This is a genomic window from Pseudomonas sp. PAMC25584 (assembly GCF_058135675.1).
In genome coordinates this window covers 1,542,462-1,565,626 of the sequence record NZ_CM176870.1, presented here as the reverse complement: position 1 = coordinate 1,565,626, position 23,165 = coordinate 1,542,462, and the positions used below count along the sequence as shown (strand labels likewise).

The 23,165-nt window shown below is 60.3% G+C and carries 21 protein-coding genes; 11 read left to right on the top strand and 10 right to left on the bottom strand.

Annotated elements, in window-relative coordinates; translation table 11 throughout:
- Positions 1 to 12: 12 nt before the first annotated feature.
- The 5 genes from pcaF to pcaR all read right to left on the bottom strand — a co-directional run bounded on the left by pcaF (position 13) and on the right by pcaR (position 5,353).
- Positions 13 to 1,218, bottom strand: coding sequence for a 3-oxoadipyl-CoA thiolase (pcaF, locus tag ACS5Q8_RS07205; RefSeq protein WP_276197908.1), 1,206 nt, complete (start codon positions 1,216 to 1,218; stop codon positions 13 to 15).
- Positions 1,215 to 1,997: a CoA-transferase subunit beta gene (locus ACS5Q8_RS07200; RefSeq protein ID WP_276197907.1), complete on the bottom strand. Its 783-nt coding sequence runs from the start codon at positions 1,995 to 1,997 to the stop codon at positions 1,215 to 1,217. Before ACS5Q8_RS07200 ends, pcaF begins: the two co-directional genes overlap by 4 nt.
- Positions 1,994 to 2,851 carry a CoA transferase subunit A gene (locus ACS5Q8_RS07195; protein ID WP_276196904.1) on the bottom strand — a complete coding sequence of 286 codons (858 nt, stop codon included), beginning with the start codon at positions 2,849 to 2,851 and terminating at the stop codon, positions 1,994 to 1,996. Before ACS5Q8_RS07195 ends, ACS5Q8_RS07200 begins: the two co-directional genes overlap by 4 nt.
- A gap of 171 nt (positions 2,852 to 3,022) precedes the next feature.
- Positions 3,023 to 4,366: a 4-hydroxybenzoate transporter PcaK gene (gene pcaK / locus ACS5Q8_RS07190; RefSeq protein WP_276196903.1), complete on the bottom strand. Its 1,344-nt coding sequence runs from the start codon at positions 4,364 to 4,366 to the stop codon at positions 3,023 to 3,025.
- 144 nt (positions 4,367 to 4,510) lie between these two features.
- Entirely contained in the window at positions 4,511 to 5,353 is an 843-nt protein-coding gene (pcaR, locus tag ACS5Q8_RS07185) for a pca regulon transcriptional regulator PcaR (RefSeq protein ID WP_247397971.1), read from the bottom strand.
- Positions 5,354 to 5,894: 541 nt separating this feature from the next.
- On the opposite strand from pcaR, the gene ACS5Q8_RS07180 reads away from it, so the two are divergent.
- The gene (locus ACS5Q8_RS07180; protein ID WP_003172389.1) at positions 5,895 to 6,095 is read left to right on the top strand and encodes a hypothetical protein; all 201 of its coding nucleotides are present in this window, start codon (positions 5,895 to 5,897) and stop codon (positions 6,093 to 6,095) included.
- Positions 6,096 to 6,427: 332 nt separating this feature from the next.
- Positions 6,428 to 7,903 (top strand): inorganic phosphate transporter, encoded by a 1,476-nt coding sequence (locus ACS5Q8_RS07175; RefSeq protein ID WP_247397969.1) that lies wholly within the window; start codon positions 6,428 to 6,430, stop codon positions 7,901 to 7,903.
- A gap of 166 nt (positions 7,904 to 8,069) precedes the next feature.
- On the opposite strand, the gene ccoM is transcribed toward ACS5Q8_RS07175, so the two are convergent.
- The 3 genes from ccoM to ACS5Q8_RS07160 all read right to left on the bottom strand — a co-directional run bounded on the left by ccoM (position 8,070) and on the right by ACS5Q8_RS07160 (position 8,991).
- Positions 8,070 to 8,186 carry a cytochrome c oxidase subunit CcoM gene (gene ccoM / locus ACS5Q8_RS07170; protein ID WP_029297086.1) on the bottom strand — a complete coding sequence of 39 codons (117 nt, stop codon included), beginning with the start codon at positions 8,184 to 8,186 and terminating at the stop codon, positions 8,070 to 8,072.
- Positions 8,187 to 8,329: 143 nt separating this feature from the next.
- Positions 8,330 to 8,491 carry a hypothetical protein gene (locus tag ACS5Q8_RS07165; RefSeq protein WP_177091307.1) on the bottom strand — a complete coding sequence of 54 codons (162 nt, stop codon included), beginning with the start codon at positions 8,489 to 8,491 and terminating at the stop codon, positions 8,330 to 8,332.
- 158 nt (positions 8,492 to 8,649) lie between these two features.
- Positions 8,650 to 8,991 (bottom strand): aspartate-semialdehyde dehydrogenase, encoded by a 342-nt coding sequence (locus tag ACS5Q8_RS07160; protein ID WP_426099557.1) that lies wholly within the window; start codon positions 8,989 to 8,991, stop codon positions 8,650 to 8,652.
- 218 nt (positions 8,992 to 9,209) lie between these two features.
- On the opposite strand from ACS5Q8_RS07160, the gene rapA reads away from it, so the two are divergent.
- Positions 9,210 to 12,056 carry an RNA polymerase-associated protein RapA gene (gene rapA, locus ACS5Q8_RS07155; protein WP_276196901.1) on the top strand — a complete coding sequence of 949 codons (2,847 nt, stop codon included), beginning with the start codon at positions 9,210 to 9,212 and terminating at the stop codon, positions 12,054 to 12,056.
- A gap of 168 nt (positions 12,057 to 12,224) precedes the next feature.
- On the opposite strand, the gene ACS5Q8_RS07150 is transcribed toward rapA, so the two are convergent.
- Positions 12,225 to 13,571, bottom strand: a complete 1,347-nt coding sequence (locus tag ACS5Q8_RS07150; RefSeq protein WP_276196900.1) for a spinster family MFS transporter — start codon at positions 13,569 to 13,571, stop codon at positions 12,225 to 12,227.
- Positions 13,572 to 13,825: 254 nt separating this feature from the next.
- Here ACS5Q8_RS07150 and ACS5Q8_RS07145 point away from each other — a divergent pair, with 254 nt between their 5' ends.
- The gene (locus ACS5Q8_RS07145; protein WP_276196899.1) at positions 13,826 to 14,194 is read left to right on the top strand and encodes a YkgJ family cysteine cluster protein; all 369 of its coding nucleotides are present in this window, start codon (positions 13,826 to 13,828) and stop codon (positions 14,192 to 14,194) included.
- A gap of 374 nt (positions 14,195 to 14,568) precedes the next feature.
- On the top strand, positions 14,569 to 16,746 hold the full coding sequence (locus ACS5Q8_RS07140; RefSeq protein ID WP_276196898.1) for a hypothetical protein: 2,178 nt from the start codon (positions 14,569 to 14,571) through the stop codon (positions 16,744 to 16,746).
- A gap of 221 nt (positions 16,747 to 16,967) precedes the next feature.
- Here ACS5Q8_RS07140 and ACS5Q8_RS07135 read toward each other — a convergent pair whose 3' ends face one another.
- Positions 16,968 to 17,270 carry a DUF2288 domain-containing protein gene (locus ACS5Q8_RS07135; protein ID WP_465159999.1) on the bottom strand — a complete coding sequence of 101 codons (303 nt, stop codon included), beginning with the start codon at positions 17,268 to 17,270 and terminating at the stop codon, positions 16,968 to 16,970.
- Between the two features lie 341 nt (positions 17,271 to 17,611).
- Between ACS5Q8_RS07135 and ACS5Q8_RS07130 the strand changes: the two genes are divergently transcribed.
- From ACS5Q8_RS07130 to ACS5Q8_RS07105, 6 genes are all read left to right on the top strand, one after another.
- Positions 17,612 to 18,739, top strand: a complete 1,128-nt coding sequence (locus tag ACS5Q8_RS07130) for a branched-chain amino acid ABC transporter substrate-binding protein (RefSeq protein ID WP_276196896.1) — start codon at positions 17,612 to 17,614, stop codon at positions 18,737 to 18,739.
- A 228-nt stretch (positions 18,740 to 18,967) separates the two neighbouring features.
- Positions 18,968 to 19,891, top strand: a complete 924-nt coding sequence (gene livH, locus ACS5Q8_RS07125; RefSeq protein WP_003231100.1) for a high-affinity branched-chain amino acid ABC transporter permease LivH — start codon at positions 18,968 to 18,970, stop codon at positions 19,889 to 19,891.
- A complete protein-coding gene (locus ACS5Q8_RS07120; RefSeq protein WP_276196895.1) occupies positions 19,888 to 21,141 on the top strand; it encodes a high-affinity branched-chain amino acid ABC transporter permease LivM in 1,254 nt (417 codons plus the stop codon). Before livH ends, ACS5Q8_RS07120 begins: the two co-directional genes overlap by 4 nt.
- Positions 21,138 to 21,905: a high-affinity branched-chain amino acid ABC transporter ATP-binding protein LivG gene (gene livG, locus ACS5Q8_RS07115; protein ID WP_276196894.1), complete on the top strand. Its 768-nt coding sequence runs from the start codon at positions 21,138 to 21,140 to the stop codon at positions 21,903 to 21,905. The genes ACS5Q8_RS07120 and livG overlap by 4 nt, the downstream gene beginning before the upstream one ends.
- Position 21,906: 1 nt before the next feature.
- Positions 21,907 to 22,608: an ABC transporter ATP-binding protein gene (locus tag ACS5Q8_RS07110; RefSeq protein WP_017844798.1), complete on the top strand. Its 702-nt coding sequence runs from the start codon at positions 21,907 to 21,909 to the stop codon at positions 22,606 to 22,608.
- Between the two features lie 243 nt (positions 22,609 to 22,851).
- Positions 22,852 to 23,157, top strand: a complete 306-nt coding sequence (locus ACS5Q8_RS07105) for a BufA1 family periplasmic bufferin-type metallophore (protein WP_276196893.1) — start codon at positions 22,852 to 22,854, stop codon at positions 23,155 to 23,157.
- Positions 23,158 to 23,165: the final 8 nt, after the last annotated feature.

Here is a 23,165-nt window from a genome sequence, read left to right as displayed (position 1 = left end):
GGACCTCTCTTATTAGATGCGTTCAATCGCCAGGGCCAAGCCTTGGCCAACACCGACGCACATGGTCGCCAGACCTTTGCGGCCACCGGTTTTTTCAAGTTGATGCAGAGCCGTCAGCACCAGCCGCGCACCGCTCATGCCCAGGGGATGGCCGAGGGCGATGGCGCCGCCATTCGGGTTGACCTGGGGCGCGTCGTCGGCAATGCCCAATTCACGCAGCACCGCCAGACCCTGGCTGGCGAAGGCTTCGTTGAGTTCGATCACGTCAAAATCACTGACGGCCAGGCCCAGGCGTTCCACCAGCTTGCGCACCGCTGGCACCGGGCCGATGCCCATCACCCGTGGCGCGACACCGGCACTGGCCATGCCCAGCACGCGCGCGCGGGCGGTCAGGCCGTGTTTTTTCACGGCTTCGGCAGACGCCAGGATCAGCGCCGCCGCACCGTCATTCACGCCCGACGCATTGCCGGCCGTGACGGTCTTGTCCGGGCCATTGACCGGCTTGAGCCGGGCCAGGGTTTCCAGGGTGGTATCGGCCCGGGGATGCTCATCGTGCTCGACCACGGTTTCGCCTTTTTTATGGGCGACCCGCACCGGCACGATTTCTTCGGCGAAGAAGCCGGCGGCCTGGGCGGCGGCGGTGCGTTGCTGACTGCGCAGGGCAAACGCGTCCTGATCGGCGCGGGACACGTGGTAGTCGTCGGCGACGTTATCGGCGGTCTGCGGCATGGCGTCGACGCCGTACTGGGCCTGCATCAACGGGTTGATAAAGCGCCAGCCGATGGTGGTGTCTTCCAGCTTCATGTTGCGCGAAAACGCCGCGTCAGCCTTGCCCATCACGAACGGCGCGCGGGACATCGACTCGACGCCGCCGGCAATCGCCAATTCCATTTCACCGCTGGCAATCGCACGGAAAGCGGTGCCGATCGCATCCATACCCGAGGCGCATAAACGGTTGAGGGTCACGCCGGGAATGCTCGACGGCAGGCCCGCCAGCAACAGCGCCATGCGCGCGACGTTGCGGTTGTCTTCACCGGCCTGATTGGCGCAGCCGAGGAACACTTCATCGACCGCGTGCCAATCCACCGACGGGTTGCGCTCGATCAGTGCCTTGATCGGCAGCGCCGCCAGGTCGTCGGCGCGCACGGTGGAAAGGCCACCGCCGAAACGGCCGATGGGGGTACGAATCGCATCACAGATAAATACGTCACGCATCAGGCTTCTCCGGGTGCTTGGCCGTGGGCGGCCGCGGTGCGGGCTTCGAGATCACGCAGCGCGGTCAGCTCGACCACCGTCGGTTCCTCGCTGGTACTGACCTGGTCGGCAAAGCGAACCGCCCAACCGGTGGCCGCGACCACTTGCTCGCGGGTTACGCCGGGGTGCAGCGCGGTGACGACGAATTCATGGGTGCCCTCTTCCGGCTCCATGATGCACAGGTCGGTAATAATCCCGACAGGGCCGGCACCGTGCAGGCCCAGGCGCTTGCGTGAATCGCCGCCTTCACCGTGGCCGACGGAGGTGATGAAGTCCAGCTTGTCGACAAACGAACGCGCCGACTGCTTGAGGATGATCAGTACGCTCTTGGCCGAACCGGCGATTTCCGGCGCGCCACCGGCACCCGGCAGGCGCACTTTGGGCTGGTGATAATCACCGACCACGGTGGTGTTGATATTGCCAAAACGGTCGACCTGGGCCGCACCGAGAAAGCCGACGTCGATGCGCCCGCCCTGCAGCCAGTAGCGAAAGATCTCACCAGTGGGGACGACCGTGTCGGCCGTTTCCGCCAACTCGCCGTCACCAATGGACAGCGGCAGTACGCTGGGCTTGGAGCCAATCGGGCCGGACTCGTAGATCAGTACCACGTCCGGCGACGAGGTCAGGCGCGCCAGGTTGGCCGCCTTGGACGGCAGGCCGATACCGACAAAACACACCGAGCCATTCTTCAGGCGGCGCGCGGCGGCAACGGTCATCATTTCATTGGTCGAGTAAGCCATTATTTGGCCTCCTGCGCGGCGGCCAGCTTGGCCTGGAATTCACTGAAATCGGCAGTGCCGTGGATGTATTCATCGATCCAGGCAGTAAACGTCCCACGGTCACGAGCGATCGCGTCCCACGCCTGGTAGAAACGGTTGTCGCGTTGGTTATAGCCATGGGCGTAGGACGGATGCGCGCCGCCTGGTACGTGGCACACGGCGGTCAGGGCCCAGGTCGGCAGGACGCAGCTGTTCATCGGCGCGTTAAGGTCGTCGACAATTTCTTCGACGGTGACGATGCAACGCTTGGCCGCCAGGGCCGCTTCCTTCTGCACGCCAAGAATGCCCCAGAGCAGCACGTTGCCCTTGCGGTCGGCCTTTTGCGCGTGGATCACGCTGATGTCCGGACGTACCGATGGCACCGCCGCCAACACTTCGCCGGTGAACGGGCAGGTGACGGTTTTGATCAGCGGGTTGACCTTGGGCAAATCGGAGCCGGCGTAAGCGCGCAGCACCGCGAACGGCAGGCCGGAGGCACCGGCGACGTAGGCATTGGCCAGGTCGGCGTGGCTGTGTTCTTCAATCTCCAGGGGCTGCGGCCATTGTTTTTCGACCGCATCACGCAGGCGATGCAGGGAGCCCACGCCGGGATTGCCACCCCAGGAAAAAATCAACTTGCGGGCGCAGCCGGCGCCGATCAACTGGTCGTAGATCAGGTCAGGCGTCATACGCACCAGCGTCAGGTCTTTCTTGCCCTGACGAATGATTTCATGACCCGCTGCTGTAGGGATCAGATGGGTAAAGCCTTCCAGTGCGACGGTATCGCCGTCGTTCACGAATCGCTTCACCGCGTCACGCAGCGCAAGAATTTCAGCCATGGGTTCGGGCTCCCGGTATGGATCGAAAAAGGCGCGAGGGTGGCGCCGAAGTGCTTGAAGGTTAAGCCGGGGCAACGGGGCAAACAATCCGATAATCGACACAGTGTTCGATTATCGAACCAATTGTTGCCTGGCTATTCTTTCCTGCTTACGCAGGAATTGCGCTCGTCTTCAGGTTGCGTCGGCATGGCTGACCATACCTTTGATCACCACGGCGGTCGCAGCCAGGGCGGCCGGAATCACCAGTGCGCTGAGCACCTGCTCGAAGTTCCAGCCCAGGCCCAGCAAGGTGGCGCCCATCCATGCGCCGAGGATCGCGCCGAAGCGGCCGATGCCGAGCATCCATGACACGCCGGTGGCGCGGCCTTGGGTCGGGTAGAAGCGTGCGGCCAGGGACGGCATCGCCGATTGCGCACCGTTGACACACATCCCGGCGATCAGCACCAAGGTCGCCAACAGGGTGATATTGCCCAGGCTCTGTCCTACCGCGTAGGCAAATACCCCGGCCAGCAGGTAAAACGTGCCGATGACCTTGTGCGGGTTGAACCGGTCCATCGCCCAGCCCACACCGACAGCACTCAATACGCCACCAAACTGGAACAACGCACCGATAAACGCCGCTTGTTCCATGCTCGCGCCACTGTCGCGCATCAGCGTAGGCAGCCAACTGGTCAGCAGGTACACAATCACCAGGCCCATGAAGTAGGTGAGCCACAGCAACAAGGTACCGGCGCTGTAGGTGCCGGAGAAGATCACCGCGAATACGTTGCGCGCCTTCACGGTTGTTTGCTCGGGCACGCTGAAGCTGCTGGCTTGGGCGACGATGCCGGGCTCAATGGGTGACAGGGCTTTGCGTACCTTGTCGGTGCCGCGATTGCGCACCACCAGATAGCGCGCCGATTCCGGCAACCACCCCCACAGCACCACCGTGAGGATCAACGGCAGGATGCCGCCGATCAATAACAGGCTGTGCCAGCCGAACGCCGGGATCAATTTGGCCGAGATAAACCCGCCACCGGCCATGCCCAGGTTGAAGCCGCAGAACATGCTGGTCACCAGCAACGACTTGTGGCGTTCGGGGGTGTATTCGGACAGCAGCGTGGTGGCATTCGGCATACCGGCACCCAGCCCCAGCCCGGTGAGAAAGCGCAACACCAGCAACTGGTCGACATTGCTGCTGTAGGCCGAGGCCAGGCTGAAGGCACCAAACACCAGCACCGCGCCCACCAACACCACCTTGCGCCCGAAACGGTCCGCCAACGGGCCTGAACCCAGGGCGCCGAACACCATGCCGATCAGCGCGGCGCTCATCACCGGGCCGAGGCTGGCGCGGTCAATGCCCCAGTCCTGGGACAGTGCGGGCGCGATGAACCCCATGGCGGCGGTGTCGAGGCCATCGAGGAAGACAATCAGGAAACACAGGATCACCACGCGCCACTGATAGCGTGACAGTGGCTGGGCATTGATGAAGGACTGCACGTCCAGGGTGGTACCGACAACAGAAGGCTGATTCATTATTGTTATTCCACACCGATGGCGGGCCAACGACCTGGGGTCGTCATTATTATTGGGCAGCGCTCAGAGCGCTGCCGCACAGTAATAACCCAAGGGAAACAACGTCAATTGATCGAGCCAGGATCTGTGCGGTCACCGAACAGCTTAGGCAAACAGTTGCGCACTCAACTCACGGCTGGCACTGAGCATGCTCGGCAGAAAGCGCTGTTCCAGTTCGCTGCGGCTGACACGACCGGCATGGGTACTGACGTTGAGCGCAGCCAGCACCTGGCCGGACGCGTCATACACCGGCACCGCGATGGAACGCAGGCCTTGCTCCAATTCCTGATCGACGATGCACCAGCCCTGCTGACGCACTTGTTGCAGGCACTCGAACAAGGCTTCGGGCGTGGTGAGGGTACGACTGGTCTTGATTTGCAGGTCGACGTGGTCGAGGTAGTCCTGCAGCGAGGCATCGTCCAGCGCCGCCAGCAGGATGCGGCCCATGGAGGTGCAGTACGCCGGCAACCGCCCGCCTACCGAAAGGTCCACGGAAATCAGGCGCTGCGTGGTGGCCGAGCGGGCGATATAGAGGATGTCATCGCCTTCCAGGGTGGCCATGTTGCAGGCTTCGTGAAGCTGCTCGCTCATACGGTCCAGGTACGGTTGGGCGGAGACCGCCAACGGTGTCGAGGATAAATAGGCATGGCCCAGGGTCAAGACCTTGGGCAGCAGCGAATAGGTGCGCCCGTCCGTGGTGGCGTAGCCGAGTTTGATCAAGGTATGCAGGCAACGGCGCACGGCGGCGCGGGGAATTTCGGTGCGATGACTGATTTGGGCGATGGTCAGGTGACGCTTGCGCTCCTGGAATGCCTGCACCACGGCCAGGCCCCGGGCCAGGGAGGTCATGAAGTCCGGATCACCGGTAAATGCCTGGATGCGTTTGGCCGGTGAAGCCACGATCGGCGGCGCCACTGACGCGAAGGAGTTGCGCAATTGATCGTTCATTTCAAGATCCTCTTTATTATTTTCAACCGCTGGCGCTTATCGACAACCGGGAAAGTTGGTCGCTATTGAGAGCCACGCCAACCGCGATACACAAGGTTAGAGCAGCAACGTTGGGCGATTATCGGACGATCATGCGATTATCGCAATTCGGCAAGTGCGATCATAAAAAACGGATCGCACGACGTGATCAGGCAGACGGCGGCATTTATGGCGGCCACTTCACAGCCAATACTGACGTGCGCATGTAACAAAAGCCTCACACAAAGTGGACGCTTTTTAACTTTATGATGATAGTGTTATTAAAATGCGCCGCTATAATGCAATCTGTGCGGAGGTCAGCCCGGTATCAATATCGGGATCGGAGCTCGCCAGGCGGCGTATGTTGATTATGCTGCCGGTTATAAACACCGGTTCAAGGAAGTCATCGTTGGCAGTTCGTTCAAAGTTGAGCGGTTCACCTGTTCAACTTAAAACATGCCGAGGGCGATATTCGGGTGTGGCGCTGCACGCTAATTAAACTCAACTCAAATTAGGTAACACTGTGACGAAAGATGAACTGCGCGCGGAACTTGAGCGCCAGGAGCAACGTTACAAGGACGTATACGGCGGGGAAGTCACCACCTACGCCGCCCAGCCTGAGCCAGAACGCAAGCCATGGCGCAAACGAGCGAGTTTGCTCGATCAGGCCTTTGCCCAGGAAATCCAAAAGATTGAGCAGGAACTCAAAGCCGAAGAGCCATAAGCACCCAGGTTTGAGGCCTCAGGGTTCTGCTGTCTCCGCCGGCTCACCGCCGGCGGAGGGCATTCGCCTGTAGACCCATTAGTCAGCGTCCAGCTGCGACCAACGAAATTTCGTACAAATGTTTCAGCCATGACGTTTAGGTGACAAAACCGCACCTTTACGGCACCGCGCTTTGTAAATCAAAGACTTGCCTAGCCCCCGAAAACCCTGGGATGCGCGCCTTTGCCCGGTTTTTTTTCAGTGAAGATTGTTACCGATGAGCAGCTAGTGCATCGATTACCGAGGTTTTCTGGCATAATCGCGCCCCCTTACGACCGGGTCAGAAAACCTTCATGATCGATTTATTCAGCGGACTGGATGCTTGGGTTCTCGTGAGCCTGCTGCTCGCCCTGGCCTTTGTCCTCGCCTTCGAGTTCATCAATGGCTTTCATGACACCGCTAACGCGGTAGCCACAGTCATCTATACCAAAGCCATGCCGCCGCATCTGGCCGTGTTCTTCTCCGGGGTGTTCAACTTCCTTGGCGTGTTGCTCGGTGGTGTCGGTGTCGCCTACGCCATCGTGCATTTACTGCCGGTGGAGTTGCTGATCAATGTGAACACCGGCCATGGTCTGGCGATGGTCTTCTCGTTATTGGCGGCGGCGATCACCTGGAACCTGGGCACCTGGTACTTCGGTATTCCCGCCTCCAGTTCCCACACTTTGATCGGCTCGATCCTGGGTGTCGGCCTCGCGAATGCGCTGATCAACGACATTCCCCTGGCTGACGGGGTGAACTGGCAGAAGGCGATCGATATCGGGGCGTCCCTGGTGTTCTCGCCCATGGCCGGCTTTCTGGTCGCAGCCCTGTTGCTGATCGGCCTGAAGTGGTGGCGTCCGCTGTCCAAGATGCATAAAACTCCGGACGAGCGCCGCAAGGTCGACGAGAAGAAGCGCCCGCCGTTCTGGAACCGCTTGGTTCTGGTGATTTCCGCCATGGCCGTGAGTTTCGTCCACGGCTCCAACGATGGGCAAAAAGGTATCGGCCTGATCATGCTGGTGCTGATCGGTATCGTGCCGGCGCAGTTCGTTCTCGACCTGGGCAGCACCACTTACCAGATCGAGCGTACCCGCGACGCCACCCTGCACCTGAACCAGTTCTACCAGCGCAACCAGGAAACCCTGGGCGAATTCCTGGCCCTGGGCAAAAGCGTGAAGGACGACCTGCCGGGCAAGTTCCGCTGCAACCCGCAGCAGACTGAACCGACCATCAACGCGCTGCTCGACACCTTGAAAGGTGTTTCCGACTACCATTCGTTAACGTCCGACCAGCGCATCGAGGTACGCCGTTACCTGCTGTGCCTGGACGACACCGCGAAGAAAGTCGGCAAGCTGCCAGGCCTGGAAGCCCGTGAGAAATCCGACCTCGACAAGCTGCGCAAAGACCTGACCGCCACCACCGAATACGCACCGTTCTGGGTGATTATCGCGGTCGCACTCGCGCTGGGCCTGGGCACCATGGTCGGCTGGAAGCGCGTGGTACTGACCATCGGCGAGAAGATCGGCAAGCAGGGCATGACCTATGCCCAAGGCATGTCGGCACAAATCACCACCGCCAGCATGATCGCCCTGGCCAACATCTTCAGCCTGCCGGTGTCGACAACGCACGTGCTGTCGTCCGGCGTTGCCGGCACCATGGTTGCCAACAAGAGCGGCCTGCAAAGCGGCACAGTGAAGACCATCCTGATGGCCTGGGTGTTGACCCTACCGGCGACCGTAGGCCTGTCGGCCGGGTTATTCTGGTTGGCATCCAAGGCGCTGGGCAGTTGATAGCCCATCGGCCATAAAAAAGGTGCGATCCGCGAGGGTCGCACCTTTTTTTATGCCGATGCCCCGCGCCCACATAAATCCCGTGGTGTTGATTAAATCGCAGGCAAAAAAAAGGGCGACCGAAGTCGCCCAAAATGCCTTGCGTGCTCATGTAACCTGGAAAAACCTATGGCTTTTTACGCTTGTTTGCGTCTTTCCAGATAAAAAATCCAAACCCTACGAAGAACAGCACCATGAGGCCAACCGTCAGCACTCCGGCAAACACCACATTATCGAAAAACATGACTGGCCTCCTGCTCTTGCCTTGTTGCGATAGGGCTAAGTTAAAGGAGAAGGCGGGATGGGAAATTGACGAGGATCAATGTCGCCCGCGACGGGGCGTAAAGAAGGGAAATAACTGACCTGCATCAATAGATACAGGCTACTTCAACGTTTTTTCGGTTTGTTTTTCGGCTTTTTCTTACCTTTTCCAAGCGGCATCGCTTGTTCGAACGCCTGGCGAACTTCATTCAGGCGTTTGTCGTTGAGGTCATGCACCCGTTTAGCGCGTTCGGCGTTCAGGTCGATCAGTTTGTCGTCATCACTCATGGCTTGGCTTATGTCGTGGCGGGGATCGCTTAATAATGCGGCCTCACTTGCCCGACAGCAAATCAGCGGGCAAAAAAATGCAGGTCATCACCAAAAAGCCGCACGCCGCCCTTGCCCACGAGGCCAGCGAGGTGCCCTTCGCCTTGTTGGCGGGGGTCTTAAACCTCGACGTCCACCCACAACCCCTGGCGCGGTGCGTCTTCGATCAGCGGCGCCACGGGTACGGTGTTGTCGGCGTTGAGCTCATCGCCCGGGATCGCCAAGTGCTGCTCCGGGTCGTCATCGGCTTCACGCCGGCGTTTCTGCTGTTCCTGCTGGCGGCGTTGCTCCTCGCGCAGCAAAAGATTCGACTGCTCGCCATCGCCATTTTTCAGGTCGATCGTGCTCTCGCTGGAACTCGCTTGTACGGGCACCACGGGCGGTATATCGGGTTTTTGACGCACCGGGTCGAGTTGCGACGTGACCGGTACGACGCTGACGGGCAGCATGGGTGGCAGCATAATAGTTGTTCTCCTGTCAGCAGGCTGTCGGCTGGCGGGGCGGCGACTTGAGCGCAGGCTTGCCAACGTGTGACCCAATCGACACTCGTAAGTGCCGGCCGCCCGTCGATTCAGCACTCGATGCACTGCGCAAACCGCGTAGTTTTTGTCAGAGTCCTTTGGATGAGGGCCTTGTTCCGTTAAGATAGTCGGCTTTTTCACGGCGGGAGTCAGGCAGCATGGCGCAGCAGTATCAACCGGGGCAACGCTGGATTAGTGACAGCGAAGCAGAGCTGGGGTTAGGCACCGTTCTGGCACAGGACGGCCGCTTGTTGACCGTGCTCTATCCGGCCACTGGCGACACGCGCCAGTATGCGCTACGGAATGCGCCCCTCACCCGCGTGAGGTTCTCGCCGGGCGACAGCATCACCCATTTCGAAGGCTGGAAAATGACCGTGCAAGAAGTCGACGATGTCGACGGCCTGCTGGTCTACCACGGCCTCAATGGGCAGAACGAGCAGGTCACCCTGCCGGAAACCCAACTGTCGAACTTCATCCAGTTCCGCCTGGCCAGTGACCGCCTGTTCGCCGGGCAGATCGACCCGCTGGCCTGGTTCTCGCTGCGCTACCACACCCTGGAACACACCAGCCGCCAATTGCAGTCTTCGCTGTGGGGCCTGGGCGGCGTGCGTGCACAACCCATTGCTCACCAATTGCACATCGCCCGCGAAGTCGCCGACCGTATCGCGCCACGGGTATTGCTGGCCGACGAAGTGGGCCTGGGCAAGACCATCGAAGCCGGCCTGGTGATCCATCGCCAGTTGCTGTCCGGCCGCGCCAACCGCGTGCTGATCCTGGTCCCGGAAAACCTGCAGCACCAGTGGCTGGTAGAAATGCGCCGCCGCTTCAACCTGCAAGTAGCGCTGTTCGACGAAGAACGTTTTATCGAAAGCGATGCCGCCAACCCGTTCGAAGACACCCAGTTGGCCCTGGTGGCCCTGGAGTGGCTGGTGGACGACGAGAAGGCCCAGGATGCGCTGTTCGCCGCCGGCTGGGACCTGTTGGTGGTCGACGAAGCGCACCATCTGGTGTGGCATGAAGAGAAAGCCAGCGCCGAGTACTCGCTGGTCGAACAGCTTGCCGAAGTCATCCCTGGCGTGCTGCTGCTCACCGCCACCCCGGAACAACTGGGCCAGGACAGCCACTTTGCGCGCCTGCGCCTGCTGGACCCGAACCGCTTCCACGACCTGCAAGCCTTCCGCGCCGAAAGCGAAAACTATCGCCCGGTGGCCGAAGCGGTGCAGGAACTGCTGGACAAGGGCCGCCTCTCCCCGGCCGCGCACACGACCATCCAGGGTTTCCTCGGCAACGAAGGTGAAGCGCTGCTCACCGCCGTCAATGATGGCGACACCGAAGCCAGCGCACGCCTGGTGCGTGAGCTGCTCGACCGCCACGGCACTGGCCGTGTGCTGTTCCGCAACACCCGCGCCGCAGTGCAAGGCTTCCCGGAGCGCAAGCTGCACGCCTACCCGCTGCCGAACCCGGACGAATACCTTGAATTGCCGCTGGGCGAACACGCCGAGCTGTACCCGGAAGTCAGCTTCCAGTCGCAGCCGGATATCGAGGAAGACAATCGCTGGTGGCGCTTCGACCCACGGGTCGAATGGCTGATCGACCAGCTGAAAATGCTCAAGCGCACCAAGGTCCTGGTGATCTGCGCCCACGCCGAAACCGCGATGGACCTGGAAGACGCCCTGCGCGTGCGCTCCGGCATCCCGGCCACAGTGTTCCACGAAGGCATGAACATCCTCGAACGTGACCGCGCCGCCGCTTACTTCGCCGATGAAGAATTTGGCGCCCAGGTGCTGATCTGTTCGGAAATCGGCAGTGAAGGCCGTAACTTCCAGTTCTCCCACCACCTGGTGCTGTTCGACCTGCCGTCCCACCCCGACCTGCTCGAACAGCGGATCGGCCGTCTGGACCGGATCGGCCAGAAACATGTGATCGAACTGCACGTGCCGTACCTGGAAACCAGCCCGCAAGAGCGCCTGTTCCAGTGGTACCACGAAGCACTGAACGCGTTCCTCAACACCTGCCCGACCGGCAACGCCTTGCAGCATCAGTTCGGCCCGCGCCTGCTGCCGCTGCTGGAAAACGCCGACGACGACGAGTGGCAAGCCCTGATCGACGACGCCCGTGCCGAGCGCGAACGCCTGGAACAGGAACTGCACACCGGCCGCGACCGCTTGCTGGAGCTCAACTCAGGCGGCGCGGGTGAAGGCGATGCGCTGGTGGAAGACATCCTGGAACAAGACGACCAGTTTGCCCTGCCGATCTACATGGAAACCCTGTTCGATGCGTTCGGCATCGACAGCGAAGACCATTCGGAAAATGCGCTGATCCTCAAGCCCAGCGAAAAAATGCTCGATGCCAGCTTCCCCCTGGGCGACGACGAAGGTGTGACCATCACCTACGACCGCAACCAGGCGCTGTCGCGCGAAGACATGCAGTTCATCACCTGGGAACACCCGATGGTACAGGGCGGCATGGACCTGGTGCTGTCCGGTTCCATGGGCAACACCGCCGTGGCGCTGATCAAGAACAAGGCGCTCAAGGCCGGCACCGTGCTGCTCGAGCTGCTCTACGTCAGCGAAGTGGTCGCCCCGCGTTCGCTGCAACTGGGCCGCTACTTGCCGCCGGCCGCCCTGCGCTGCCTGCTGGACGCCAATGGCAATGACTTGTCCGGCCGTGTGTCGTTCGAAACCTTGAACGACCAGTTGGAAAGCGTGCCACGGGCCAGCGCCAACAAGTTCGTCCAGGCCCAGCGCGACCAACTGACGCCGCGCATCAACGCCGGTGAAGAGAAGATCACGCCGCGCCATGCCGAGCGTGTGGCCGAGGCCAAGCGTCGCCTGGCAGCGGACACCGACGAAGAACTGGCGCGCCTGACCGCGTTGCAAGCCGTCAACCCAACCGTGCGCGACAGCGAACTGGTTGCCCTGCGCCAACAACGCGAGCAAGGCCTGGCCATGCTCGACAAGGCCGCGCTGCGACTGGAAGCGATTCGGGTGTTGGTCGCTGGTTGATTGCTGCGCTGCTCGGTTAAAAAGAAGGCCCGCGCACTGCGGGCCTTTTTTATTCACTTGAAAATACCTTTGCCTTCGAGAGCCTCATCGGGAGCAAGCCCCCTCCCACCATTGGAATGCATTTCAATGTGTGGGAGGGGGCTTGCTCCCGATGCAGTCAACACGGTTTCAAGCCGTCGCAGCCGCCGCAGGCACCTCCACAGCCACCAACCCCTCCTTCATCCGCGTGGCATCGCGCACGAAGGTGCGCGAGGCTTGGAACAGAAACAGCATGGTCAAGAACAGTGCCACCGGAATCAGGTACATGGCGTCATGCAACCCCACCGCTTTATAAGCCTCGGTCATCTGCTCCGCCCCGGCGGCATGCATCGCCGAATGGGCAAAGTGATCGGACAATCCCCCCACCACCACCGGCCCCATGCCGCCGCCCAGCAAGTACAAGCCGGCAAAGAACAGCGCCATCGCCGTGGCCCGCAGGCGCGGTTCGACCACGTCCTGGATCGCCGTGTATACGCAGGTGTAGAAGTTGTAGGCAAACAACCAACCCACGCTGAACAACGCGACAAACACCCCAATCTCGATACGCCCGGCATGTAAGGCCCAGGCGGTGGTGACGGTGGAAATGATCAGGCTGCACGCGGCAAACAGCAGCCGGCCATTGGCAACCCGTTGATGGATCTTGTCGGCAACCCAGCCACCCAACGTCAGACCGACCAGGCCGGTCAACCCGACGATTACCCCGGTGGCCACAGCCGCTTCCTGCAACGGCATCAGGAAATAGCGCTGCAGCATCGGCACTAGGAACGAGTTACAGGCGTAGGTCGCGAAGTTGAAGCACAGCCCGGCCAGCACCAACCAGAGGAAGGTCGGCACCGCCAGCACGCGGCGGATCGGGCGGTCGACGGGTTCCTGGGAGACTTGCACGGTTTCTGCCGCGCCGCGCTTGGGTTCCTTGATAAAGAACATGAAGACCGCAAGGATCAGTCCCGGCACGGCCGCAATGAAGAACGGCGCGCGCCAGCTGTCGAACGCCTTGACCATCGCGCCAATGGTAAAGAACGCCAGCAACAGGCCCAACGGCAGGCCCAGCATGAAAATGCCCATGGCCCGCGCACGACGGTGGGCCGGGAACAGATCGCCAATCAGCGAGTTGGCCGCTGGCGCGTAGCTGGCTTCGCCGATGCCGATGCCCATGCGCACTAGCAGAAAGGTCCAGAAGCTGCCGACCATGCCGTTGATCGCCGTCAGCCCGCTCCAGGCGAACAGGCCCCACCCCATGAGTTTGCTGCGCGAACCGGTGTCGGCCAGGCGCCCGAGCGGCAGGCCGGCAATGGCGTAGACGATGGTGAAGGCGGTGCCGATGATGCCGAGCTGGAAGTCGCTCAGGTGCCACTCCATGCGGATCGGCTCGATGATGATCGCCGGAATGGTGCGGTCGAAGAAGTTGAACAGGTTGGCGAGGAACAGCAGGAACAGAATGCGCCAGGCATTCGTCGCTTGGGTCGAGTTCTGCATGGGTCCGTCTCTTTTATTGTTATGAGCGCTGCGATGCCCGATGCATCCTGCTCAGGTCCCTGCAACATAGTCAGGCCGGCAGCGGTTGTCTGTAATGATTCGTAAAGCTGATAGGGCATGATTTCACCCGAAACCACGAGGCCTTTCCTACGAAAGATATAAGTGCGCGCCCCTCTTCCCAACGGCCACGACGCGATTAGAATGGCGAGCCTTCCTGTAGCAACCCCCTCTTACTTTCCTTATCGATGACGCCCATGTCCGAAGCCAGTCCGTGTCTGAATTGCGGTGCCTGCTGTTCACACTTCCGTGTGTCTTTCTTCTGGGGTGAGTGCGCCTCGTCGGGGGGCACGGTGCCCGATGACCTGGTGGTGCAGATCAACCACACCCGCGTGGCAATGATCGGCACCGACCAGAAACCCGCGCGCTGCTGCAGCCTTGAGGGCGAAGTGGGCAAAGGCACTCGTTGCTCCATCTATGAGCAGCGCTCCAGTGTGTGCCGAGAGTTCGACGCCTCCTGGAGCCAAGGCGTGCAAAGCACCGATTGCGATGCCGCGCGCGCAGCCTTCGGCCTGGCGCCGCTGGAGCCACCGCCCTTCGAGCTGGACCTGCCCATCAGCGCTTAGCATCAAGCTGGCGCTCAAACTGGGGGGTGATTTCGTCCAGGGTGACCGGTTGAGCCTTGCAGTGCCTGCCGGCGAGAGCATGAGCGTGATCCAAGGAGGCGCTATCGTCGAAAGCCCTTCGCGTGGCCGTGGCCACTGCGGCCCCACCGGCATCATCAGGCGAGTCACTGACGTCTAATCTTTGGCATTTCGCCATCATTTATCTAAAGAACGCCGATAAACGGCCGATTCATCAGAGTCGGGCCGAAATTTCCCCTTGAAACGTTAGGGTTAAACCTATCGTCCCGGACCGGACGCACTGTAAAGTCGCGAACTCCCACTCAGTGATGGCTTTTTAATATTTCACAGCCATCCGCCCAGGTACATGGCGCACAATGACTTCTAAAAATAACCCTGCCACCGTGGTCTCCGATGTGTTGCCGACAGCTCCTGCGGAAAAACCTTCAGCTTCAAAGTCATTGAGCAGCCCCCGTCCGGCGGCAACCCAGCAATACCTATACTTCACCGAGACCAATACCGACCGCATCCTCGACAACCTCGACGGCCTGCGCGACATGGTGTTCCCGCGCCTGCCCCACCAGGAAGGCGACAGCGAGCCGCGCAGCGAGCAGGAATTTCCCTCGGTGTGCCTGATCGGGCTGGGCCGCTGCGGTTCGAACATTGCGCTGGACGTGGCCGAGTTGGTCTACAACGCACGCAAGTTCTACTTGAACGAGTTCAGTACCGAAGACAAGTCGACAGACAAGGGCTACAGCCCGGCCCAGTGGATTCGCAACAACCTGCGCCTGGGCAGCGGCAAAGCCAGCAAACCGGTGTTCCTGGTGGAACCCTTGGTGATGCTGGGCGACCTGGACAAGGACATCGCCGGGCGCATCCGCTTCTCGCGCAAGGGTGAAAAAAGCGGCTTCCTGCGCGACTACAGCAAGATGAAAATCATGGACCTTTCGGAAGTCCATGCCGGCGGCGCCGGTAACGCGCCGATCCTTGGCCAGTACCTGGCCAAGATCATCCTCAATAAAGACACCCAGCGTTTTTCCAGCCCTGACTGGAAGATGATCCATTCGTACCTGATCGACTCCTGCGGCATCAAGGCCAACCAGTCGCGCCTGTACTTCTCGATCTTCAGCGCGGGCGGCGGCACCGGCTCGGGCATGGCTTCGGAGTTCGGCCTGGCCCAGCAGCACTCGTACATGAACAAGACGTTCGACACCAAGCCGGCCGACGAGCACGACAGCAAAAGCGGCCACGCCTTCGTCTTCGAACCGATCTTCACCAGTGGCATCTGCGTGCTGCCGAACATCTCCGATCACCGCAGCGAAATGTCCGAGGCGCTGCACATCAACGCCGGGCGGCTGCTGTGCAAGTACCTGTCGGAAGAATGGGATTTCTCATACAACTTCGCCAATGAAGACAGCAGCGAAGCCAGCGTCAAAGGCCGTATCCGCCCATGGAACGCGATGATGCTGATCTCCAACGACATCATGCGTTACGCCGAAGAGAGCGATGACGGCAACATCCAGAACATTGATGTCAATGCCATGGAAAAGCACGCCAACCAGTACATCTCGCAACAGATCTTCAACATTCTTACCGCCCAGGCGGTAACCACCGACTACGACCAGAACTACTTCCGTCGCGCCGGGATCGATATCGGCGAAACCATCCGCCTGGATGCCAACGACCTGTTCATGAGCCTGGCCGGCCCGGTGGCGATTGCCTACGCCGAATCGGTGGTCCCGGAAACCCCGGCGCCGTCGAATGACAAGTTCAAGGTGTTCGACAAAGAACCCCAGCGCCTGAACATCGACGACCTGTTCTTCCGCTCCATCGACCTGCCGCACTTCAACAAGGTCACCCAGGCCATCGAAGGCATCAGCCTGCTGCCGATCGAGTCCAAGCGCTACAAGGCCTCCCTGGAGCAGTACAAGAACTCCGGCTACGACGCGGCTGCGCTGCACGACCTGCACTTCTTCAAAAACTGCTCGTCGGTGGTGTCGATCGTGTCGCTGCCCAAGGACTACAAACTGTCCTACATGGACCTGAACCGCCTCAAGACCCACCTCAACAGCCTGTTCCCCAACACCACGCTCAAGCGCTACGCCCTGGTGATCGGTGCGTCGGCTAACCTGTCGCTGACCACCCTGATCGCCAAGAGCCCGTGCCTGTCGGACGATTTCCTGACGCTGATCGTGGCGTTTATCAAACGCTGCTTTGCGCGCAACCCGTATCGTTTCGATGACACGCTGGACAACTCGATCCTGGACTTCATCATCCACGAGGACTTCGACGAAGACCGTATCGACGAACTGCTCAACGAGTTTGAAAACCCGGCGAAGATCCTCGATACCAACTGGTACGCGATCAAGCCGATGTATGAGAAGAAGTACCGCGAGCTGATCAATGACAAAGAGAAGTTTGTCTCGATCAATGACATTCGCCTGTCACGGGATTGCGTGAAAAAGGCGATCAAGTACCTGCGCGAGATTTACCGTCATCGGATCGGCAAGACCAAGATTATTTCGTTGAATAACCATACCGGCAAGACAGCCTAGGCTTATGTGGCGAGGGAGCTTGCTCCCTCGCCACGGCGATCGGCTCACACCCAGAAACAATTTCCCGAGCATTTCGCGGTCAGCAAAACTGTTCCCGTGACGCGCACGTCACCCTCACCTGTGACCTTTCTCCACGGCAAGATGCCATCACCGCATCTGCGGTTACTCCGCTACACACTTACAGCGGCGCAAACAGCGCACCATTTTCGCGCAGACGTTTCTTACCCTGCCCTTTCCTGGATCAGAATCCACGGCGAAACCACCACCGCCCACAAGCTCGGATCGCGCTCCAGCAGGTCCAATGCCCGCGTCGCAGACACTTCGCCAAGGCTGCCCGAGGCCAGCCAGGCAGAGACTTTATCGCGCTGGTCCTCGGCCATGCCCTCGGCCGCCTCGATCAAATCCAGGCCGGCGCCGACCCACAATAGGGCACCCTTGGCAAAGAACGGTTCGAGCTCCTTCCAGGAGATTTCGGCGGTTTCACCGAGCAGCTTGGCATAGAGGGTGCTAGGTTCTTGCGTCATGGGAATTCACCTTGGGAAAAAATCGGCGCAATCATAACGTCGTGTCTCTCGTAGAAAAACCCAGTTGCAAATGAGTGAGCGATTGAAAGCGTCAGGAAAGCCACGGATTGCCCGCCACTGCGGCAGCCCCCCGCCGCAATTCTGTCTTTTTCTTTCATTTAAGCGACACACCCGGGTATTGCCCCCAGCAGCCAGCTTTTCAAGCGATCAACCGGCGCTCTACACTGTACCGGTACAGTTGCCAGGGCACTGCCGGGGGGATATTCGAGATATCTGATCCGGTTCTGCAGCTCACAAGGCCGCTAGAACTATAAAAAATACAACAGTAAGAGTGGAGCACTATGAATAAGGCTACTAAGCAGATTTCCAAACTGTTTGCCGCTATGGTCCTGGCCGGGGTTGCCAGCCATTCGTTCGCAGCCGACACCATCAAGATCGGCATCGCCGGCCCTAAAACCGGTCCTGTCACGCAATATGGCGACATGCAGTTCATGGGTGCCAAGCAGGCGATCGCCGACATCAACGCCAAAGGCGGCGTCGATGGCAAAATGCTCGAAGCCAAGGAATACGACGACGCCTGCGATCCCAAGCAAGCCGTTGCGGTCGCCAACAAAGTGGTCAACGACGGCGTCAAGTTCGTGGTCGGTCACCTGTGCTCCAGCTCCACTCAGCCAGCGTCCGACATTTATGAAGACGAAGGCGTGATCATGATTACCCCGGCCGCCACCAGCCCGGAAATCACCGCCCGTGGCTACAAGCTGATCTTCCGTACCATCGGCCTGGACAGCGCCCAAGGCCCAGCGGCCGGCAACTACATCGCCGACCACGTGAAGCCGAAGATCGTTGCCGTGCTGCACGACAAGCAGCAATACGGTGAAGGCATCGCCACCGCCGTTAAACAGACCCTCGAGAAGAAAGGCGTGAAAGTCGCTGTCTTCGAAGGCCTGAACGCCGGTGATAAAGACTTCTCCTCGATCATCCAGAAGCTCAAGCAAGCCAACGTCGACTTCGTCTACTACGGCGGCTACCACCCAGAGCTGGGCCTGATCCTGCGTCAGTCCAAGGAAAAAGGCCTGAACGCCAAGTTCATGGGCCCAGAAGGCGTCGGCAACGACTCCATCTCGCAAATCGCCCAGGGCGCTTCCGAAGGCCTGCTGGTGACCCTGCCGAAATCCTTCGACACCGACCCGGCCAACAAAGCCATCGTTGAAGAGTTCGCCAAGAACAAGCAGGACCCAACCGGTCCGTTCGTGTTCCCGGCCTACTCGGCCATTGAAGTCATCGCCGGCGGTATCACTGCCGCGAAGAGCGAAGACACCGCCAAAGTGGCCGCAGCCATCCACGCGGGCACCTTCAAGACCCCTACCGGCGAGCTGAGCTTCGACGCCAAGGGCGACCTGAAGGACTTCAAGTTCGTGGTCTACGAATGGCACTTCGGCAAACCAAAAACCGAAGTTTCCCCTCAGTAAGCCAGGCGTTACTGGTCAACAAGCCCACTGCGAGAGCAGTGGGCTTTGTTTTACGAGGTTTATGGGCCTGTCACCCGCGATCCGGGCGCTGGCTCACCTGAAAATCTTAAAACCGTCACCAGCGGTTCGCTGGCAAACGCTTTGCGCAAATGTGCTCACAGAACACAGCGCAGGGCCGGAACATGACTCCACCAGTGAAATGCGTATCGGGTTTTTAGGAGCGTTGTAATGCCTGAGATCTATCATTTTTTCCAACAGCTGGTTAATGGCCTGACCATTGGCAGCACCTATGCCCTGATAGCCATTGGCTACACAATGGTTTACGGCATTATTGGAATGATCAACTTCGCCCATGGCGAGGTGTACATGATTGGTTCCTACGTGGCCTTTATCGCCCTTGCCGGGCTGGCCATGATGGGTATCCACTCCCTGCCGCTGTTGATGACCGCCGCGTTCCTTGCGTCGATCGTCGTAACCAGTGCCTATGGCTACAGTATCGAACGGGTTGCCTATCGTCCCTTGCGTGGCAGCAACCGTTTGATCCCGCTGATTTCCGCCATCGGCATGTCGATTTTCCTGCAGAACACCGTATTGCTGTCCCAGGACTCCAAGGATAAGTCCATTCCCAACCTGATCCCGGGGAGCTTCTCCTTCGGCCCAGGCGGCGCACAAGAAGTGCTGATTTCGTACATGCAGATCCTGGTCTTCGTCGTCACCCTGGTGGCCATGCTAGGCCTGACCCTGTTCATTTCCCGCTCCCGTCTGGGGCGCGCCTGCCGGGCCTGCGCCGAAGACATCAAGATGGCCAACCTGCTGGGCATCAACACCAACAACATCATCGCCCTGACCTTCGTCATCGGTGCCGCGCTGGCGGCCGTCGCTGCCGTGTTGCTGAGCATGCAGTACGGCGTGATCAACCCCAACGCCGGTTTCCTGGTCGGCCTCAAGGCCTTTACCGCAGCGGTATTGGGCGGCATCGGCAGTATCCCGGGCGCCATGCTCGGCGGGCTGGTGCTGGGTGTGGCCGAAGCGTTTGGTGCCGATATCTTCGGCGACCAGTACAAGGACGTCGTAGCGTTTGGCCTTTTGGTTCTGGTGCTGTTGTTCCGTCCGACCGGCATCCTGGGCCGTCCGGAGGTTGAGAAAGTATGAGCAGATATCTTAAATCGGCGTTTTTCAGCGCCCTGCTGGTTTGGGCCGTGGCCTTTCCGGTACTTGGCCTCAAGCTGAGCATTGTCGGCATCAACCTGGAAGTGCATGGCACCGGTCCCGTGACCCTGACCATCATTGCCCTGTGCTCGGTGCTGATGTTCCTGCGCGTGCTGTTCACCCAGCAGGTCGGCGCGTTATTGCGCTCCAACCGTGGCCCGCTGGTATCGCCCAAGGTCAGCCAATTCCTGACCCTGCCGCGCACCCAGCGCTACATCATCATCGGCCTGATCGTGGCCGCGCTGATCTGGCCGTTCTTCGGCTCACGCGGTGCGGTCGACATCGCCACCCTGATCCTGATCTACGTGTTGCTGGGCCTGGGCCTGAACATCGTGGTCGGTCTGGCCGGCCTGCTCGACCTGGGTTATGTGGGCTTCTATGCCGTGGGTGCCTACACCTACGCGCTGCTCTCGCACTACCTGGGCTGGAGCTTCTGGGTCTGTCTACCACTCGCCGGCCTGATGGCGGCGACGTTCGGCTTCCTGCTGGGCTTCCCGGTGCTGCGCCTGCGCGGTGACTACCTGGCCATCGTGACCCTGGGCTTCGGGGAAATCATCCGACTGTTCCTGCGTAACCTGACCGACATCACCGGTGGCCCTAACGGCATCAGCAGCATTCCCAAGCCGACGTTCTTCGGGCTGTCGTTCGAGCGAAACGCGGCCGAAGGCATGCAGACCTTCCACGAGTACTTCGGGATTGCCTACAACCCGGTGAGCAAAGTGGTGTTCCTGTACCTGGTGGCGCTGTTGCTGGCCCTGGCCGCATTGTTCGTGATCAACCGCCTGCTGCGCATGCCGATCGGCCGTGCGTGGGAAGCGCTGCGCGAAGATGAAATCGCCTGCCGGGCCCTGGGCCTGAACCCGACCATCATCAAGCTGTCCGCGTTCACCCTGGGCGCTGCGTTCGCCGGTTTTGCCGGCAGCTTCTTCGCCGCTCGCCAAGGCCTGGTGACGCCGGAGTCGTTCACCTTTATCGAGTCGGCGATCATCCTCGCCATCGTGGTACTGGGTGGCATGGGCTCGCAGTTGGGCGTGATCCTCGCGGCAATCGTGATGATCCTGCTGCCGGAAATGATGCGTGAGTTCAGCGAATACCGCATGTTGATGTTCGGCGCCATGATGGTGCTGATGATGATCTGGCGTCCTCAAGGCCTGCTGCCCATGCAACGTCCACACATGGAGCTGCGCAAATGAGCCGCGAGATCCTGAAAGTCGAAAACTTGAGCATGCGCTTCGGCGGCCTGCTGGCGGTCAATGGCGTGGCCCTGACCGTCAAAGAAAAACAAGTGGTTGCGCTGATCGGCCCCAACGGCGCCGGCAAGACCACCGTGTTCAACTGCCTCACCGGTTTCTACAAGCCGAGCGGTGGCAGCATCCTGCTCGACGGCCTGCCGATCCAGGGCCTGGCCGGTCACGAGATCGCCCGCAAGGGCGTGGTGCGGACCTTCCAGAACGTGCGGTTGTTCAAAGACATGACGGCGGTCGAAAACCTGCTGATCGCTCAGCACCGTCACTTGAACACCAACTTCTTCGCAGGCTTGTTCAAGACCCCGGCGTTCCGCAAGAGCGAGCGCGAGGCCATGGAATATGCGGAGTACTGGCTGGACAAGGTCAACCTCACCGAGTTCGCCAACCGCCCCGCCGGCACCCTGGCCTATGGGCAGCAACGTCGCCTGGAAATCGCCCGCTGCATGATGACCCGCCCGCGGATCCTGATGCTCGACGAACCGGCCGCCGGTTTGAACCCCAAGGAAACCGAAGACCTCAAGGCGCTGATCGGCGTGTTGCGTGAAGAAAACAACGCGACGGTGCTGTTAATCGAACACGACATGAAACTGGTCATGAGCATTTCCGACCACATCGTGGTGATCAACCAGGGCACGCCCCTGGCCGACGGTACGCCGGAGCAGATCCGCGACAATCCTGAAGTGATCAAAGCCTATCTGGGGGAAGCGTAAAATGCTGCAATTCGAAAACGTTTCCACTTTCTACGGCAAGATCCAGGCCCTGCACAGCGTCAACGTCGAAGTGCGCCAGGGTGAGATCGTCACGCTGATCGGCGCCAACGGTGCCGGCAAGTCGACCTTGTTGATGACCCTCTGCGGTTCGCCGCAGGCCCACAGCGGCAGCATCCGCTACATGGGCGAAGAGTTGGTGGGCCAGCAGTCGTCGCACATCATGCGCAAAAGCATCGCCGTGGTGCCGGAAGGCCGACGGGTGTTTTCGCGCCTGACCGTCGAAGAGAACCTGGCCATGGGCGGGTTCTTCACCGACAAGGGCGACTACCAGGAGCAGATGGACAAGGTGCTGCACCTGTTCCCCAGGCTCAAGGAACGCTTCAGCCAGCGCGGCGGCACCATGTCCGGCGGCGAGCAGCAAATGCTCGCCATCGGCCGGGCGCTGATGAGCAAGCCCAAGCTGTTGCTGCTCGACGAACCCTCCCTGGGCCTGGCACCGATCATCATCCAGCAGATCTTCGACATCATCGAACAACTGCGCAAGGACGGTGTGACGGTGTTCCTGGTGGAACAAAACGCCAACCAGGCGCTGAAAATCGCTGACCGTGCCTATGTGCTGGAAAACGGCCGGGTGGTGATGCAGGGCACGGGTGAGCAGTTGCTGACCGATCCTAAGGTGCGTGAGGCGTACCTCGGCGGTTAACACGCGGTTGCTGGACGAACCGGATCCAAATGTGGGAGGGGGCTTACCCCCGATGGCGCCATGTCAGGCACAGAACATGTGACTGATATACCGTCATCGGGGGCAAGCCCCCTCCCACATTTGTTTCGGGTGATCCCTGAAGAATTTTTCTCAAACGACTTGTAACGAATTCCAACGTCCAGCCTCTAGTGGTACAAGCAGGCAATCATGCCCGCCGACTCAACCCACTGCTGGAGATACACCATGACCGTAAAAACCCGTTCGCTGTCCGCCGCTTCCCTCGTCCTGGCCCTGGGTTCCGCGCTGAGCCTGTCCGCCCTGACCACCAGCGCCCACGCTGCCGACGACATGCAGAAATGCTTCGGCGTCGCTGAAGCTGGCAAGAACGATTGCGCCGCCGGCGCTGGCACTTCCTGCGCCGGCACGTCCAAAACCAAGGATCAGGCCAATGCCTGGAAACTGGTCCCGGCTGGCACCTGCACCCAAACCCCAAGCAGCACCTCGCCGAGCGGTTTCGGCCAGGAAGCGGCCTTTACCGCCAAGTCCTGAAACAGCCC

What these genes read in the sequence shown, in the direction of transcription:
- ACS5Q8_RS07195 (WP_276196904.1), bottom strand. Translation starts at nt 2,851, where the DNA reads ATGGCTGAAATTCTTGCGCTGCGTGACGCGGTGAAGCGATTCGTGAAC.
- pcaK (WP_276196903.1), bottom strand. Translation starts at nt 4,366, where the DNA reads ATGAATCAGCCTTCTGTTGTCGGTACCACCCTGGACGTGCAGTCCTTC.
- pcaR (WP_247397971.1), bottom strand. Translation starts at nt 5,353, where the DNA reads ATGAACGATCAATTGCGCAACTCCTTCGCGTCAGTGGCGCCGCCGATC.
- ACS5Q8_RS07175 (WP_247397969.1), top strand. Translation starts at nt 6,428, where the DNA reads ATGATCGATTTATTCAGCGGACTGGATGCTTGGGTTCTCGTGAGCCTG.
- ccoM (WP_029297086.1), bottom strand. Translation starts at nt 8,186, where the DNA reads ATGTTTTTCGATAATGTGGTGTTTGCCGGAGTGCTGACGGTTGGCCTC.
- ACS5Q8_RS07165 (WP_177091307.1), bottom strand. Translation starts at nt 8,491, where the DNA reads ATGAGTGATGACGACAAACTGATCGACCTGAACGCCGAACGCGCTAAA.
- ACS5Q8_RS07160 (WP_426099557.1), bottom strand. Translation starts at nt 8,991, where the DNA reads ATGCTGCCACCCATGCTGCCCGTCAGCGTCGTACCGGTCACGTCGCAA.
- rapA (WP_276196901.1), top strand. Translation starts at nt 9,210, where the DNA reads ATGGCGCAGCAGTATCAACCGGGGCAACGCTGGATTAGTGACAGCGAA.
- ACS5Q8_RS07150 (WP_276196900.1), bottom strand. Translation starts at nt 13,571, where the DNA reads ATGCAGAACTCGACCCAAGCGACGAATGCCTGGCGCATTCTGTTCCTG.
- ACS5Q8_RS07145 (WP_276196899.1), top strand. Translation starts at nt 13,826, where the DNA reads ATGTCCGAAGCCAGTCCGTGTCTGAATTGCGGTGCCTGCTGTTCACAC.
- ACS5Q8_RS07140 (WP_276196898.1), top strand. Translation starts at nt 14,569, where the DNA reads ATGACTTCTAAAAATAACCCTGCCACCGTGGTCTCCGATGTGTTGCCG.
- ACS5Q8_RS07135 (WP_465159999.1), bottom strand. Translation starts at nt 17,270, where the DNA reads ATGACGCAAGAACCTAGCACCCTCTATGCCAAGCTGCTCGGTGAAACC.
- ACS5Q8_RS07130 (WP_276196896.1), top strand. Translation starts at nt 17,612, where the DNA reads ATGAATAAGGCTACTAAGCAGATTTCCAAACTGTTTGCCGCTATGGTC.
- livH (WP_003231100.1), top strand. Translation starts at nt 18,968, where the DNA reads ATGCCTGAGATCTATCATTTTTTCCAACAGCTGGTTAATGGCCTGACC.
- ACS5Q8_RS07120 (WP_276196895.1), top strand. Translation starts at nt 19,888, where the DNA reads ATGAGCAGATATCTTAAATCGGCGTTTTTCAGCGCCCTGCTGGTTTGG.
- livG (WP_276196894.1), top strand. Translation starts at nt 21,138, where the DNA reads ATGAGCCGCGAGATCCTGAAAGTCGAAAACTTGAGCATGCGCTTCGGC.
- ACS5Q8_RS07110 (WP_017844798.1), top strand. Translation starts at nt 21,907, where the DNA reads ATGCTGCAATTCGAAAACGTTTCCACTTTCTACGGCAAGATCCAGGCC.
- ACS5Q8_RS07105 (WP_276196893.1), top strand. Translation starts at nt 22,852, where the DNA reads ATGACCGTAAAAACCCGTTCGCTGTCCGCCGCTTCCCTCGTCCTGGCC.